13 protein-coding genes are annotated in these 15040 nt (G+C 64.9%); 1 reads left to right on the top strand and 12 read right to left on the bottom strand.

Annotation, left to right across the window (positions count from 1 at the left end; translation table 11 throughout):
* Positions 1 to 18: 18 nt before the first annotated feature.
* The 3 genes from EDC62_RS11485 to EDC62_RS11475 form a co-directional block, all read right to left on the bottom strand.
* On the bottom strand, positions 19 to 618 hold the full coding sequence (locus EDC62_RS11485; protein WP_124223901.1) for a DUF3501 family protein: 600 nt from the start codon (positions 616 to 618) through the stop codon (positions 19 to 21).
* 35 nt (positions 619 to 653) lie between these two features.
* Entirely contained in the window at positions 654 to 2003 is a 1350-nt protein-coding gene (locus EDC62_RS11480; protein WP_124223899.1) for a heterodisulfide reductase-related iron-sulfur binding cluster, read from the bottom strand.
* Between the two features lie 113 nt (positions 2004 to 2116).
* On the bottom strand, positions 2117 to 2539 hold the full coding sequence (locus tag EDC62_RS11475) for a rubrerythrin family protein (protein WP_124223897.1): 423 nt from the start codon (positions 2537 to 2539) through the stop codon (positions 2117 to 2119).
* 368 nt (positions 2540 to 2907) lie between these two features.
* On the opposite strand from EDC62_RS11475, the gene EDC62_RS11470 reads away from it, so the two are divergent.
* Positions 2908 to 5811: a valine--tRNA ligase gene (locus EDC62_RS11470; RefSeq protein WP_124223895.1), complete on the top strand. Its 2904-nt coding sequence runs from the start codon at positions 2908 to 2910 to the stop codon at positions 5809 to 5811.
* 81 nt (positions 5812 to 5892) lie between these two features.
* On the opposite strand, the gene aspS is transcribed toward EDC62_RS11470, so the two are convergent.
* The 9 genes from aspS to EDC62_RS11425 form a co-directional block, all read right to left on the bottom strand.
* On the bottom strand, positions 5893 to 7689 hold the full coding sequence (aspS, locus tag EDC62_RS11465) for an aspartate--tRNA ligase (RefSeq protein WP_124223893.1): 1797 nt from the start codon (positions 7687 to 7689) through the stop codon (positions 5893 to 5895).
* Positions 7690 to 7747: 58 nt separating this feature from the next.
* On the bottom strand, positions 7748 to 8395 hold the full coding sequence (locus EDC62_RS11460) for a DUF502 domain-containing protein (RefSeq protein WP_124223891.1): 648 nt from the start codon (positions 8393 to 8395) through the stop codon (positions 7748 to 7750).
* 35 nt (positions 8396 to 8430) lie between these two features.
* The gene (locus EDC62_RS11455; RefSeq protein WP_124223889.1) at positions 8431 to 8739 is read right to left on the bottom strand and encodes an FmdB family zinc ribbon protein; all 309 of its coding nucleotides are present in this window, start codon (positions 8737 to 8739) and stop codon (positions 8431 to 8433) included.
* Between the two features lie 58 nt (positions 8740 to 8797).
* Positions 8798 to 10264 (bottom strand): high affinity choline transporter 1, encoded by a 1467-nt coding sequence (locus EDC62_RS11450; RefSeq protein WP_124223887.1) that lies wholly within the window; start codon positions 10262 to 10264, stop codon positions 8798 to 8800.
* Between the two features lie 87 nt (positions 10265 to 10351).
* The gene (gene ubiB / locus EDC62_RS11445; protein ID WP_124223885.1) at positions 10352 to 11926 is read right to left on the bottom strand and encodes a ubiquinone biosynthesis regulatory protein kinase UbiB; all 1575 of its coding nucleotides are present in this window, start codon (positions 11924 to 11926) and stop codon (positions 10352 to 10354) included.
* Positions 11927 to 11957: 31 nt separating this feature from the next.
* Positions 11958 to 12503 (bottom strand): hypothetical protein, encoded by a 546-nt coding sequence (locus EDC62_RS11440; RefSeq protein WP_124223883.1) that lies wholly within the window; start codon positions 12501 to 12503, stop codon positions 11958 to 11960.
* Positions 12504 to 12597: 94 nt separating this feature from the next.
* Positions 12598 to 13569 (bottom strand): Tim44 domain-containing protein, encoded by a 972-nt coding sequence (locus EDC62_RS11435; RefSeq protein ID WP_124223881.1) that lies wholly within the window; start codon positions 13567 to 13569, stop codon positions 12598 to 12600.
* Between the two features lie 231 nt (positions 13570 to 13800).
* A complete protein-coding gene (gene ubiE, locus EDC62_RS11430) occupies positions 13801 to 14532 on the bottom strand; it encodes a bifunctional demethylmenaquinone methyltransferase/2-methoxy-6-polyprenyl-1,4-benzoquinol methylase UbiE (RefSeq protein WP_124223879.1) in 732 nt (243 codons plus the stop codon).
* Positions 14533 to 14617: 85 nt separating this feature from the next.
* Positions 14618 to 15031, bottom strand: coding sequence for a gamma-butyrobetaine hydroxylase family protein (locus tag EDC62_RS11425; protein WP_124223876.1), 414 nt, complete (start codon positions 15029 to 15031; stop codon positions 14618 to 14620).
* Between the last annotated feature and the right edge of the window lie 9 nt (positions 15032 to 15040).

Here is a 15040-nt window from a genome sequence, read left to right as displayed (position 1 = left end):
GCCTCTCAGGTCTCGATCTCAAGCCTCGACCGTCAAATCGCCGGCCAGCGACGCCAGAGTTTCCGGCGCGATCTGCGCATGGGCCGGATAGTTCGTGTGGTCGCAGCCCACACGCACCGCGGCACCCGCCTTGACCGCCGCGCGCAGGGCAGGGGGCAGCTCGAAACGCAGGAAGTGCACCGCGCTGGTCTTGTCGGGCGTTTCGCGGTCGAGATCCTCGTCGGCAATGGCATACACGCGCGGGTAACCCTCGACCTCGACGAACACCCGATCCTCGATGCCGATGAGCCGCGCGAGTTCACGCCGCCGCTCGTGGATGTCGGGATACTCGAGCATCATCGTCGCCTTCCAGTTGGTGCCATCAGGCACCAGCGGCGCGTAGGCCTCGATTTCCTGCGCAATGCCCTCTTCCTCGAAGATTTTTTCGATGCGCAGCATTTCCTGAATTTGGTAGCGCATCGAAAGCTCACTCTCGAACTGCAGCGTCAGATGCTCGCCCAGATGCACGGTGCGCAGCTTGCGGTGGGCCATGATCTCGGGCTTGTGCGTCTTGCGCCACTTGCTGTAGGCCTCGAGCGTCATGAGGCTCTCGGGGGTGATTTTTCCGGTCGTTTGCATGGGGTTGCCTCCGAAGGCGCTGGCGTACGGCGCGCTCAGTCCAGCCCGTAGGCCTGGCGCACGAGCGTCAGCGGGTGCTTGAGCTCGGGCGTGCCGAGCTGGTTGACTTCGAATCCTTGCGCGATGTGGTGCCCGCCCAGCGGGCAGTCGGAGCTGATGTAGTCCGGCGGGCTGCCATCCTTCATCTGCGCCATGGCCTTGAAGACGGGCTTGCCGATTTTCATGGCTGTCTGGTGCGTGGCCTTCTTGACGCCATAGGTGCCCGCGTGCCCCGAGCAGCGCTCGACCGTGTGGATGTCGGTGCCCGGAATCATCTTGAGCATCTCTTCGGTCTTGCGGCCGATGTTCTGCACCCGGCCGTGGCAGGGAATCTGGTAGCTCACCTTGCCCAGCGGGCGCGGAAATTCGGTCTTGAGCAGCCCGTCGCGTTTACGCGCCATCAAATACTCGAACGGATCCCACATGTGTTGCTTGACCAGCTGCACCTCGGCGTCTTCGGGGTACATCAAGGGAATCTCCTGCTTGAACATCAAGGCACAGCTCGGCACGGCAGCGAGGATCGCATAGCCCTCGCGCGCATACCGTGCCAGCACCGGGATGTTCGCGCGCTTGGCGGCATCGACCGATTCGAGGTCGCCCAGTTCGAGTTTGGGCATGCCGCAGCAGCGCTCTTTCTCGACGATCACATAGGGCACTTCGTTGTGGTCGAGGATCTTGAGCAGGTCCAGACCGATGCCGGGCTCGTTGTAGTTGATGTAGCAGGTGGAGAAGATCGCCACCTTGCCCGGCGTCTTCTCACCATCGACCACACGGCCCGCCTTGGCTTTGGGCGCCGCCCAGCGAAAACGTTGCGTGGCGAGGTCCGGCAGCCAGGCGTCCCGGTCGACGCCCGCGACCGACTCCAACACCGAGCGCGCCGCTTTCGTATGCGTGACCGCATTGGCTACCTGCACCACGATCGGGATGCCCGCGAACTGCCCGTGCACGTCGGTCGAAGCCAGGAATCGCTCCGCAGCATGCACCTCGCCCTTCTTGAACTTGATCGCCTTGGCGCGCAGCATGGTGTGCGGAAAGTCCAGGTTCCACGGGTGCGGCGGCGTGTACGGACACTTGGTCATGTAGCACAGGTCGCACATGTAACACTGGTTCACGACCTTCCAATAGTCCTTCTTGTCGACCCCGTCGACCTCGCCCGTCGGCCCCTCGTCGACGAGGTCGAACAGGGTCGGGAACGCCGCGCACAGACTCACGCACCGACGGCAGCCGTGGCAGATGTCGAAGATGCGCTCGAGTTCCTTGAAGCACGAAGCCTCGTCGTAGAACTCGGGGCTCTTCCAGTCCAGCGGATGCCGGGTCGGTGCTTGCAGATTGCCTTCGGTGGCCATGCGTTCCTCCGGTATGTCGAGACGGCAGCCGCTGCACGCAGGCGGCTTTGCCGGGCTTGTAGCGCTTCGTGCATTGGGCGCCGGCCTGCACCGGTGCCCAACACACGAAACACTCAGTCGACGAGTTCGTTCAGCGCCTTGGTGTAACGGTTGGCGTGCGAGCGTTCGGCCTTGGCCAGCGTCTCGAACCAGTCGGCGATCTCGTCGAATCCTTCCTCACGCGCCGTCTTGGCCATGCCCGGGTACATGTCGGTGTACTCGTGCGTTTCACCCGCCACGGCCGAGGCGAGGTTCTGCCGCGTGGTGCCGATCGGCATCCCCGTGGCGGGGTCGCCCGACTGCTCGAGGAACTCGAGGTGACCGTGCGCATGGCCGGTTTCCCCTTCCGCGGTCGAGCGGAAGAGCGCAGCGACGTCGTTTTGACCTTCGACGTCGGCCTTGTTGGCGAAATAGAGATAGCGGCGGTTGGCCATCGACTCGCCGGCAAAGGCGTCCTTGAGGCATTGCTCGGTTCGCGAACCTTTCAATGTAGGCATGGTGTGCTCCTGAGGGTGAAATGGGTATTGGCAGGTCCGTCTCGCCCAGCCCACCCTGCGGGCGCGCCACGCACCGCAGAGTGGCCGAACGCGGACGTCTTCACGTTAGCCCCATCATCGGCGCAAATCCAGTTGAGTTTTTCTATCGAGTCGATTACCACAACCTAACGCGGCACCGTCGCGGCCCCTGGCGAACACGAGCATGCCGCAGGCCGCCCGCAGTCGGTACAGGATCCCGGCGTCGGCACTCAGCAAGCTGCTGCGCGCGCGAGGGGCTTGTTGAGCGTTGCCTAGAATCAGGGGTTTGCGCGCCGCGGCTTGCGCAGCCGCTTGCGCCCGTCTTTCAGCCCCCGTACCCCAACGCCTCCATGACCGATCAGCCCATCCAGAGCGGCCTTGCCAGCCTTGCCAAGTCTTTCGAACCCGCCCCCATCGAGCAACGCTGGGGGCCCGAGTGGGAGCGCCGCGGTTATGGCCGCGCGGGCTATCGGGGCACGGGCGCCCCGAAGGCCGGGGCACCTGCGTTCGCGATCCAGTTGCCGCCGCCCAACGTGACCGGCACGCTGCACATGGGCCATGCGTTCAACCAGACCATCATGGACAGCCTGACGCGCTACCACCGCATGCGCGGCTTCAACACGGTCTGGATCCCAGGCACCGACCATGCCGGCATCGCCACCCAGATCGTCGTGGAGCGGCAGTTGCAGGCTCAAGGCGTCAGCCGCTACGACATGGGCCCTACCCCGGAAGAAGCACGCAAGAATTTCGTCGCCAAGGTCTGGGAGTGGAAGGAGCAGTCGGGCAACACCATCACGCGCCAGATGCGACGCCTGGGCGACTCGGTCGACTGGAGCCGCGAATACTTCACGATGGACGAGAAGCTCTCGCGCGTGGTCACCGAAACCTTCGTTCGGCTCTACGAGCAGGGCTTGATCTACCGCGGCAAGCGCTTGGTGCACTGGGACCCCGTGCTCAAAACCGCCGTCTCCGATCTCGAGGTGGAGAGCGAGGAAGAAGACGGCTTCCTCTGGCACATTGCCTATCCCTTGGTCAACGGCTCGGGCCACCTGACCGTCGCCACCACCCGCCCCGAAACGCTGCTGGGCGACGTGGCCGTGATGGTCCACCCGGAAGACGAGCGCTATCGGCACCTGGTCGGCCAGTTCGTGAAGCTGCCGCTGTGCGACCGGGAAATCCCCGTCATCGCCGACGCATACGTCGACCGGGAATTCGGCACCGGCGTGGTCAAAGTCACGCCGGCGCACGACGCCAACGACTACGCGGTTGGGCAGCGGCACGGCCTACCCATCATCGGTGTGCTCAACCCTGACGCCACCATCAACGAGCACGCCCCCAGCGCCTACCGGGGCCTCGACCGCTTCGAGGCGCGCAAACGCATCGTCGCCGACCTCGAAGCCGCGGGACTGCTGGTCGAGGTGAAGAAGCACCGGCTCATGGTGCCGCGCTGCACCCGCACCGGACAGGTGATCGAGCCCATGCTGACCGACCAGTGGTTCGTCGCCATGACCAGCAAGGGCAACGAGAAGAACACCAGCGGCACCTCGATCGCTGAGAAAGCCATCCACGCCGTGGCCTCGGGCCAGGTGCGTTTCGTGCCCGAGAACTGGGTCAACACCTACAACCAGTGGATGAATAACATCCAGGACTGGTGCATCAGCCGTCAGCTCTGGTGGGGTCACCAGATTCCCGCCTGGTACGACGAAGACGGCCAGGTCTATGTCGCCCGGACCGAGGCCGAAGCGCAGGCTCAAGCCGGCGCCGGCAAGCGGCTCACGCGCGACCCCGACGTGCTCGACACCTGGTATTCGAGCGCGCTCGTGCCGTTTTCGACCATGGGCTGGCCCGAAAGCGTCGACGACCCCAATCCGCTCAAGGACTACGACCTCTATCTGCCCAGTTCGGTGCTGGTCACTGGCTACGACATCATTTTCTTCTGGGTCGCCCGGATGATCATGATGACCACGCACTTCACCGGCCGCGTGCCCTTCCGCGACGTCTACATCCACGGCCTGATCCGCGACGCCCAGGGTAAGAAGATGAGCAAGTCCGAGGGCAACGTGCTCGACCCGGTCGACCTGATCGACGGCATCGACCTGCCGACCCTGCTGGAGAAGCGCACCACCGGCCTGCGCCGACCCGAAACCGCGCCCCAGGTCCGCAAGGCGACCGAGCGTGAGTTTCCGAGCGGCATCCCGGCCTACGGCGCCGACGCGCTGCGCTTGACCTTCGCGGCGCTCGCCTCTTTGGGCCGCAGCATCAACTTCGACACCAAGCGCTGCGAGGGCTACCGCAACTTCTGCAACAAGCTCTGGAACGCCACGCGCTTCGTGCTGATGAACTGCGAGGGTCAGGACTGCGGGCTCGCAGACCATGGCGCCGAAGCCTGCACGCCCGGCGGCTATCTCGACTTCAGCCAGGCCGATCGCTGGATCGTCTCGGCGCTGCAGCGCGTCGAGGCCGAAGTCGCGCAAGGCTTCGCGGACTACCGGCTCGACAACGTCGCCAACGCGATTTATGACTTCGTCTGGAACGAGTTCTGCGACTGGTACCTCGAAATCGCCAAAGTGCAGATCCAAACCGGCCGGCTCGAGCAGCAGCGTGCGACCCGCCGCACCCTGATCCGCACGCTCGAGACCGTGTTGCGCCTCGCCCACCCAATCATTCCCTTCATCACCGAAGAACTCTGGCAAAAGGTCGCGCCGGTGGCCGGCCGCCCCGGCGAGTCGGTCAGCATCGCGCCCTACCCCGAGGCTCAACCCGAGCGCATCGACCCCGCCGCCGAGGCCGAGGTCGCGCACCTCAAAAGCATCGTCGAGGCCTGCCGCACGCTGCGCGGCGAACTCGGCGTCTCGCCCGCCACGCGGCTGCCGCTCTACGCGGTCGGCGATGCAGCCTTCCTGCGTGCCCACGCGGCCGTGCTGCAGTCGCTCGCCAAGCTCAGTGAAGTCCGCGTGTTCGACGACGAAGCCTCATGGGCCGCGGCGGCACAGACCGCGCCGGTCGCCGTGGTGGGCGACGCGCGGCTCTGCCTTTTCATGGAAATCGACATTGCCGCCGAGCAAGCCCGCTTGAGCAAAGAGGCCGCCCGCCTGCGCGGCGAGATCGCCAAGGCCGAAGGCAAGCTCGGCAACGAAGCCTTCGTCGCCAAAGCACCGCCGGCCGTGATCGCGCAAGAGCGCCAGCGTGTGACCGACTTCCGCGCCCAGCTCGAAAAAATCGAAGCCCAGTTGCAGCGCCTCTCGGCGCGGTGAATCGGGCGCAAAGAAAAACCCGGCGTCTGCCGGGTTTTCTTTGCATTTCAAAGACCCGCCGCTCGATCGGCGGGTCTCTACTCAGCTTGCCGCTGCCGGCGTGCGCAGGCGAATGTGCAGTTCGCGCAGCTGCTTTTCATCGACCGGGCTCGGCGCGTGTGTGAGCAGACATTGCGCGCGCTGGGTCTTCGGAAAGGCAATCACGTCACGGATCGACTCGGCGCCGGTCATCAGCGTGATGAGGCGGTCCAAACCGAAGGCCAGGCCACCGTGCGGCGGCGCGCCGTACTGCAGTGCATCGAGCAGGAAGCCAAACTTGGCCTGGGCGTCTTCGGGCGAAATTTTGAGGGCGGCAAACACCTTGCTCTGGACGTCGGCACGGTGGATCCGAATCGAGCCGCCGCCGAGTTCCCAGCCGTTGAGCACCATGTCGTACGCTTTGGCCAAGCAGCGGCCGGGGTCGGACTCCATGTAGTCTTCGTGGCCGTCCTTGGGTGCGGTAAACGGGTGGTGCACCGCGTTCCAGCGGTTTTCCTCTTCGTCGAACTCGAACATGGGGAAATCGACCACCCACAGCGGCGCCCAGCGGTCTTCGAACAGGCCGTTCTTCTTCGCCAGTTCGCTGTGGCCGATCTTCAGGCGCAGCGCGCCGATGGCGTCGTTGACGATCTTCGCTTTGTCCGCACCGAAGAAGATGATGTCACCGTCGCGCGCGCCGGTGCGCGTGAGGATGGCCTCGATGGCGCGGTCGTGCAGGTTCTTGACGATCGGGCTCTGCAGGCCGTCTCGGCCCTTGGCGAGCTCGTTGACCTTGATCCAGGCCAAGCCCTTGGCGCCGTAAATCTTGACGAACTCGGTCAGCGCATCGATCTCGCTGCGCGGCATTTCCGCGCCGCCGCGCACGCACAGGGCGACCACGCGACCACCAGGCGTTTGCGCGGGGCCAGAGAAGACCTTGAAGTCCACATCGGCCATGACGTCGGTGAGTTCGGTGAACTCCAGCTTCACCCGCAGGTCGGGCTTGTCCGAGCCGTAGCGGTGCATCGCTTCGCTATAGGGCATGACCGGGAAGGTGCCCAGGTCTACGCCCAGCACTTCCTGGAACACGCCGCTGATCATGCCCTGGAACAGGTCACGGATTTCCTGCTCGGTGAGGAAGGAGGTCTCGATATCGATCTGCGTGAACTCGGGCTGACGGTCGGCGCGCAGGTCTTCGTCGCGGAAGCACTTGGTGATCTGGTAATAGCGGTCGTAGCCCGCCACCATCAGCAACTGCTTGAACAACTGAGGCGACTGCGGCAGTGCGAAAAACATGCCGGGATGGACGCGGCTCGGCACGAGGTAGTCGCGCGCACCTTCGGGGGTCGACTTGGTGAGCATCGGCGTCTCGATGTCGATAAAGCCATGCGCGTCAAGAAACTTGCGCACCGCCATCGCCACACGGTAGCGCAACATGAGGTTGCGCTGCATGTAGGGGCGACGCAGATCGAGCACGCGGTGCGTCAGCCGCGTGGTTTCCGAGAGGTTCTCGTCGTCGAGTTGGAACGGCGGCGTGACCGAGGGGTTGAGCACGACGATCTCGTGACACAGAACCTCGACCTTGCCGCTCTTGAGCTGCTCATTGACCGTGCCCTCGGGGCGAGCCCGCACGACCCCACGAACCTGAATGCAGAACTCGTTGCGTAGCCCCTCGGCGACCTGGAACATCTCGGGGCGGTCGGGGTCGCAGACCACCTGCACATAGCCTTCCCGGTCGCGCAAATCGACAAAGATCACGCCGCCGTGGTCGCGCCGGCGATTGACCCAGCCGCAAAGACTGACGTTTTGACCGATGAGGGATTCGGTCACCAGACCGCAATAGTGAGTTCGCATGGACATGGGAGACTTTCAGCGCAGTGAGATGCCTCTGCAACCAGAAACACCGGGGGGCACATCTTCAGGAGTGGGCGGGCCGATTGGCCGCGGCATCCGGAGCCACGACACCCATCGAGATGATGTATTTCAAAGCCGCGTCGACGCTCATCTCGAGCTCAATGACGTCCGAACGCGGAACCATGAGAAAAAAACCGGAAGTGGGGTTGGGCGTGGTCGGCACGTAAACGCTCACGTGCTCGCCAACCAGATGGGCCGCCACCTCGCCCCCGGGCTTGCCGGTGAGAAAGGCGATCGTCCACGAACCTGGCCGCGGATACTGGATCAACAAGGCCTTGGAAAACGCATGGCCCGAGCCTGAAAACAGCGTGTCCGCAACCTGCTTGACGCTGTTGTAGATGCTGCGGACCACGGGAATCCGCGTCATCAGTCGGTGCCACTGGCGCAGCCACCACTGGCCAAACATGTTGGCAACGAAAAGGCCGGTCAGCAAAATTCCGGACGCAACCAGGATGACCCCGAGCCCCGGAATATGACGCAGCGGCTCGGTGATGACGGCCAGGCCCGGGACGACCGCCGTGACGGCCCCGAGCATGGCGAGGAAGATGCCGTCGAGCAGGCCGACCAGCCAGGTCAGCACCCAGATCGTGACGCCCATGGGCAGCCACACCAGCAGGCCGGTAATGAAATACTGCTGGAAGCGGCGCTTCATGGGCGGTGCGGGCGAATGCGCTTAAAGAGACGGCTTCAGTGGCATGCGCAGGCCGCGCCGCATGCGCCGGACTCGCCAGCGGAGGCTGTGGCAGTCGACTCGCTCTTGGATTCGGTCGCCGCAGCGGACGATGCCGTCGCGGTGGCGGCGGCGCCTGAGGAACCGCCGCGGAAGTCCGTCACGTACCAGCCCGAGCCCTTGAGCTGGAACCCGGCCGCCGTGACCTGCTTTCGAAAGGTCTCCGCCCCGCAGGCAGGACACTTCGTGAGCGGAGCATCCGACATTTTTTGCAAAACGTCCTTGGCATGACCACAGGACTCACAACGGTAAGCGTAGATTGGCATGGCTTCAAAGGACAGTGTGAAAGGCAAAGCCTTGAATTATAGGCACCCAAGCCTCTCTTCAAGCCCCACGACCGATCGGCTCGGCCGACGCCTCGAAGTGGTGGACATGCCCGGTGTGGTTCCGTATCCACTGCGGCCCGAGCGAGCCCCCCGCCATGCCAAGAAACGCGGCCAGCAGCCCCGCGAGTTGCTGCGGGAACGCTTGCCCCAGCGCCGGCGTCAACATGAAAACCAGCCAAACCAGCAAGCCCGCCGCCACCGACAGGACCGCCCCCTGAGTCGTCGAGCGCTCCCAATACAAGCCTGCGACCAGCGGCACGAAAGCGCCAACCAGCGGCACCTGGTAGGCACTGGATACCAGTTCATATATCGACGTGCCCTGCATCGCGACCGCATAACTCAGCACGCAGGCGGTAAAGATCAGCACCGTCAAGCGCATGGCCCGCAAGGTTTGCTGGTCGCTCATGCCCGGCCGAAGGTTGCGCAAGATGTTCTCGACGAAGGTCGTGCTCGGAGCCAGCAGCGTCGCCGAGGCGGTGGACATGATGGCCGAGAGCAGTGCGCCGAAGAACGCCACCTGCAGAACGGGCGGCATATGGTTCAAGACCAGCGTGGGCAGCACTTTTTGCGGATCTTCCTGGAGCAGACCCGTGGCCTCGGGCATCACCAGCACGGCGGCGGTGACGACGAACATCGGAATGAAGGCAAAGCCGAGATACAGCAGGCCGCCCACGATGGGGCCGCGGCGGGCGATCTGGACGTTCCGCGAGGACATGACGCGCTGAAACACATCCTGCTGCGGAATCGAGCCCAGCATCATCGTGATCGCAGCCCCGATGAAGAACAACCAGTCGTGCATGCCGCCCTTGGGGAAAAACCGCAGCTTGTCCGCCTGCGCGGCGTAGGTGTACACCCGAGCCGCCCCGCCCGCCAGGTCGGCCGCAAACCAGGCGATCGCCAGCAAGCCGGCCGCGATGACGATCATCTGCACGAAGTCGGTCAGTGCCACCGACCACATTCCGCCGTAGAGCGTGTAGACGAGCACGACCAGCGTCCCTAGAACCATACCCCCGGCGACGCTCACATGGTCGGGCGCCAGCATCGAAAACACGAGGCCAAGCGCCGTGATCTGCGCGGCGACCCAGCCGAGGTAACTCAACAGAATGATGAGCGAGCAGGTGACCTCGACCGCACGGCCGTAGCGTTGACGGTAATAGTCGCCCAGCGTGATGAGTTTTCGCGGGTAGAGCTTGCCCGCGAAGAACAGGCCGACGAGAACCAGGCACATCGAGGCACCAAACGGATCTTCGACCACCGCGCCCAGGCCACCATCCACGAAGCGGGCAGATACACCCAGCACCGTCTCAGAGCCGAACCAGGTCGCAAACGTCGTCGCGACCACGACGGCCATCGGCAGGCTGCGGCCCGCCACCGCGTAGTCGGCGGTGTTGTGCACCCGACGCGCCGCGAGCAAGCCTATGGCCACCGAGGCGAGCAGATAGAAGACGATGAAACCGATCAACATGGAGGATCTCCGCAAAAAATCTCCAGGCGATGCGGAATCCGTGCCCGCGTTGGCGTGCGAGAGACGGGTTCAGCGTTGCCTCAAACTTCACAGGACACCGGACAAGCGCATGCGCAGGACGAGTTGCATCACGATCAAACCCAGGACGAAGCCCAGCCCGCCGTACAACAGTGCCTGCAGCAGCCGGTTGGTGCGGCGCTGTTCTCGCAGCAGTTCGAGCGTTTCGCGCTCGAGCCGCGCCCGATCCGACTTCAGATAGTCGTGCAGCAGCCGTGGCAGCTGCGGCAGGATCTTGGCGTACTGCGGCCCCTGGGCGCGCATTTCCTCCCACAGGCGCTGCGGGCCAACCTGCTCCATCATCCAGCGCTCCAGGAACGGCTTGGCCGTGCTCCACAAATCCAGTTCGGGGTCGAGCTCACGGCCCAGGCCCTCGATGTTGAGCAGCGTCTTTTGCAGCAACACCAGCTGCGGCTGAATTTCGACGTTGAAACGCCGCGAGGTCTGGAACAGCCGCAGCAGCACCATGCCGAGCGAAATCTCGGCCAGCGGCCGATCGAAATAAGGTTCACAGACCGAGCGAATCGCCGACTCGAGCGCGTCGACGCGCGTCTCGGGGGGCACCCAGCCTGACTCGATGTGCAGTTCGGCCACGCGCTTGTAGTCGCGGCGGAAAAAAGCGGTGAAGTTCTGCGCGAGATACTCTTTGTCGAACTCGGTCAGCGTGCCCACGATGCCGAAATCGAGCGAGATGTAGCGACCAAACGTGGCCCGCTCCAGGCTGACCATGATGTTGCCCGGGTGCATGTCGGCGTGGAAGAACCCATCGCGAAAGACCTGGGTAAAGAAGATCGTGACGCCATCGCGCGCGAGCTTCTTGAGGTCGACCCCAGCCGCCCGCAGGCGCTCGACCTGACTGATCGGCACTCCCGTCATGCGCTGCATCACGATGACCTCGCTGGTGCAGTAATCCCAATACATCTCGGGAATGAGCACCAGGTCGAGCCCCTCCATGTTGCGCCGCAACTGCGCGGCGTTGGCCGCTTCGCGCACGAGGTCGAGCTCGTCATGCAAATAGGTGTCGAACTCGGCGACCACCTCGCGGGGTTTGAGGCGTCGCCCATCGGCGCTGAGCCGCTCGACCCAGCCGGCCATCATGCGCATGAGCGCAAGGTCTTTTTCGATGACCGGCTGCATGCCGGGGCGTAAAACCTTGACGGCCACGTCGCGCTCGATCCCGTCGCGGCCCTTGAGACGCGCGAAATGCACCTGTGCGATGGAGGCGCTGGCGACCGGCTCGCGCTCGAAGCGGGTGAAGATTTCGCCGACCGGGCGACCAAACGCGCGCTCGATGATGGCCACGGCCACGGCCGAATCGAACGGGGGCACGCGGTCCTGCAGCCGCGCGAGCTCATCGGCGATGTCGGGCGGCAGCAGGTCGCGGCGCGTGGACAGCACCTGACCGAACTTGACGAAGATCGGCCCCAAGGCTTCGAGCGCCTCGCGCAGCCGCTGACCGCGGGGCGCGCTCAGGTCGCGTCCGAGGCGCGTGGCCCGCGCGAGCGCCCGCAACCCCCGATGCGAAAAGGCGTTGAGGACGAGTTCGTCGAGACCAAAGCGCACCGCCACCCAAAGGATGAAGGCGCCACGCCATAGCTGCCTCATCGCCGCCCCCGTTGATCGACGGGCACCTGGTTCATGCGGACTCGACCGGCCGCTCGGCGCGGCCTGCGACGAAACGCCGCACGGCCGCAAGCAGCGTGCGGCCCGCCTCGGCCAACGCATGCGCCGGCGCATCTCCGAGGATGCGTGCGAGGTCCTCTTCGACGTCCCAGCGCACATGGTCGGCCAGCCACTGGACCTCGGCGGCCAGTTGCACATCACCTTCGATGCGCACCGGAGGCTTCTCGCCCTTGAGCAGCATCTGAGCCACCGCCCAGGGCGAAGGTTCGCTGACGGTCAGCACCAGATCGGGCGCGACCTCACCGGCTTCGACCGACTCGAACAAGCCGGCCGGGGTGATCTGCAACAGGATGTCCCATTGCTGCCAGGCCACCTGAATCTGCCGGCCGTGCAGGCGCTGGAGCCGCTGCATCGCCGCCGGCTCCTGCATCAGCACATGATTGAGCAGCAGCACCAGCCGCTGCTGCAGCTCATGGATCAGCCAGGGCGGAGGCTTGAGGCCAGCAGGCAAGGCTTGCGGGAGAGCCTCGAGTACGGAGAACGGGAAGGGCGTCGTCATGGGGTGCGATTATTCCCTGAAAGCGACTCGCCCCACCCCGAGCGGGGTTCGCAAACAGCCGAGGCCGCGTACCCCGGCTGTGTGACCATCGGGATTACTGCAGGGCTTGCACGCCAGCAACCAGCCAGCCGCTGAGGCCCTGCTTGGGCTTGGAGAGATTCCAGACTTCGCGGAACGGTGTCGGCGCCGCCCCCGGTTCCTCCCGGATGACGCCATTGAACTCCACACTGGCCAGATAGGCGTCGCCGAGATCCTCGATGCCGAGCAAGCGAGCGTCGAGCATCACGACCTCGGTGTGGTTCGGCACGCCCGAGCCGTGGCGTTCGCGTTCAGCGAGCTGCGCTTGAATTTCAGCGACCATGGCGTCGGTCATCATCGAGCGCAGCGTCGCCATGTCGGCGCGGTCCCAAGCCGCCTGGAGGGTCACGAAATTGCGCTTGGCCGCGTCGAGAAAACCCGCCACGTCGAAGCCCGCCGGAATGCCCCAGCCCTGAGGGCCGTCCAGGGCGCCCGCCTGAGACGGCGTACCGAGCGCCGAGCCGATCATCGATCCACCGGCGGGCGTGAGGTCACGCTCCCACGGCCGGGCCGACGCATCGTTGCCCACCTTGTCCGGGCTGTAGCTGCGCAGCGCGCCTGGAGCGCCCGCCGCGCCCGCCAGGGCCGGCTGCGGCGCAGCGCGGCGGCGCATCAAAGCCGCGACGACCGCCACGACGACGAAGCCGAGCAACACCAGCAACAACACCGACCCAAACGCCCCACCCAAACCGAGCGAGTGGGCCAGCCATGCCAAGCCCAGACCCGCGGCCAGCCCGCCGAGCATCGCGCCCCAAGGGCGCTTCGGTGCCGGAGCCGCAGCCGCCGGCGCTTTCGGCGCTTGGGCTGGCGCCGCGCTCTGAGCAGGCGCGCCCGGTGCGGCGGGCGGATTCGGATTCGCCGAGCGCTGCGTCACCTGGCTCGACTGCTGACCGATCGACTTTCCGCCACCCAGCCGCCGCGCCGCTTCGGCATCGAGACTGCCAAGGGCCAGGGCCAGGACCAGGGCGACAGACCAAAGTTGTTTCATGAGTGCTCCCAAGGTTGATTCGGTGTGGAGGCAACGCTCAGTCCAAAGCCTGAAGTTCAGCGTTGCCTGGGGCAACCCTGAATCAGTTCCCGCGATGGTGCGCGCCCGGCCGCGGGATGGGATGCGAGGCGCAAACCGCAGCCATAGCCGCAGCTATGGCGAGGATTTGCAACGACGCAGACCGCCCGCGGCCGGGATGCGCAGCGCGCGAGGGACTGGCTCAGGGTTGCCCTAGCACTTGATTCCAACATGAAGCGCGACGATGCCACCGGTGAGGTTGTGGTAATCCACATGACCAAAGCCGGTTTGTTTCATGAGGGCTTTGAGCGCTTCTTGGTCCGGGTGCATGCGTATGGACTCGGCGAGGTAGCGGTAACTGGCGTCGTCGCCCGCCACCCATCGGCCCAAGGTCGGCAGTACCTTGAACGAATACCAGTCGTAGGCCTTTTCGAGTGGCTTGGCCACTTTCGAGAACTCGAGCACGAGCAGCTTGCCACCGGGCTTGAGCACGCGATTCATCTCGCGCAGCGCCACGTCCTTGTGGGTCATGTTGCGCAGGCCGAAGGCGACGCTGACCCGGTCGAAGCGCGCATCGGGAAATGGCAATTGTTCGGCGTCGCAAACCACGGTGGGCAACACGACGCCGGCATCGAGCAGCCGGTCGCGCCCGACACGCAACATGGATTCGTTGATGTCGGTGTGCACGACGCAGCCACGCGTGCCGACCTTACGGGCGAAAGCCAGCGCGAGGTCGCCCGTTCCGCCAGCGATGTCGAGCACCTGGTGGCCCTCGCGGACGTCGGCCACCATGACCGTGTACGCCTTCCAAAGACGATGCAGCCCTGCCGACATCAGGTCGTTCATCAGGTCGTACTTGGGCGCGACGCTGTCGAACACGCGCCGCACGCGTTGGGCCTTCTCTTGCTCGTCGACCGTCTCGAATCCGAAATGCGTGGTGCTCATGGGTCAGGGGGCCTTGCGGCCAAAAAATCAAACAAATCCGCCGTTTGCCAGCAAAAAACGGCCCTTCATTGCTCTCATTTTGAGATCAATGGGAGTGGCACCCGCCCCCCGATTTTTCCGGCATGGGGGCGTCGCGGTCCAGCCCGGTCGCAGCCAGGCGCGACGCGTACTCCGCCCAGAGCGCCTGCTCGTTGGCGCCGAGGAAGTAGAGATATTCCCAGGTAAAGATGCCGCTGTCGTGGCCGTCGGAGAAGGTCGGTTGCACCGCGTAGTTGCCCACGGGCTCGAGCGCAACGATGTCGACCTCGCGCTTGCCGGTTTGCAGCACCTCCTGCCCGGGCCCATGGCCCTGCACCTCGGCCGAGGGCGAGTAGATGCGCATGAGCTCGAACGGAATGCGAAAGCGCGCGCCGTCCGAGAACGCGATTTCGAGCACGCGCGAGGCGCCGTGCACCGTGAGATCCACCGGTGTCGGGGTGTCGGTCTTGAGGCCGGCCATGGAAGTCTC

It is taken from the genome of Tibeticola sediminis, from assembly GCF_003843835.1.
Lineage (GTDB): Bacteria > Pseudomonadota > Gammaproteobacteria > Burkholderiales > Burkholderiaceae_C > Tibeticola > Tibeticola sediminis.
This window is presented reverse-complemented; position numbering and strand designations above follow the sequence as displayed.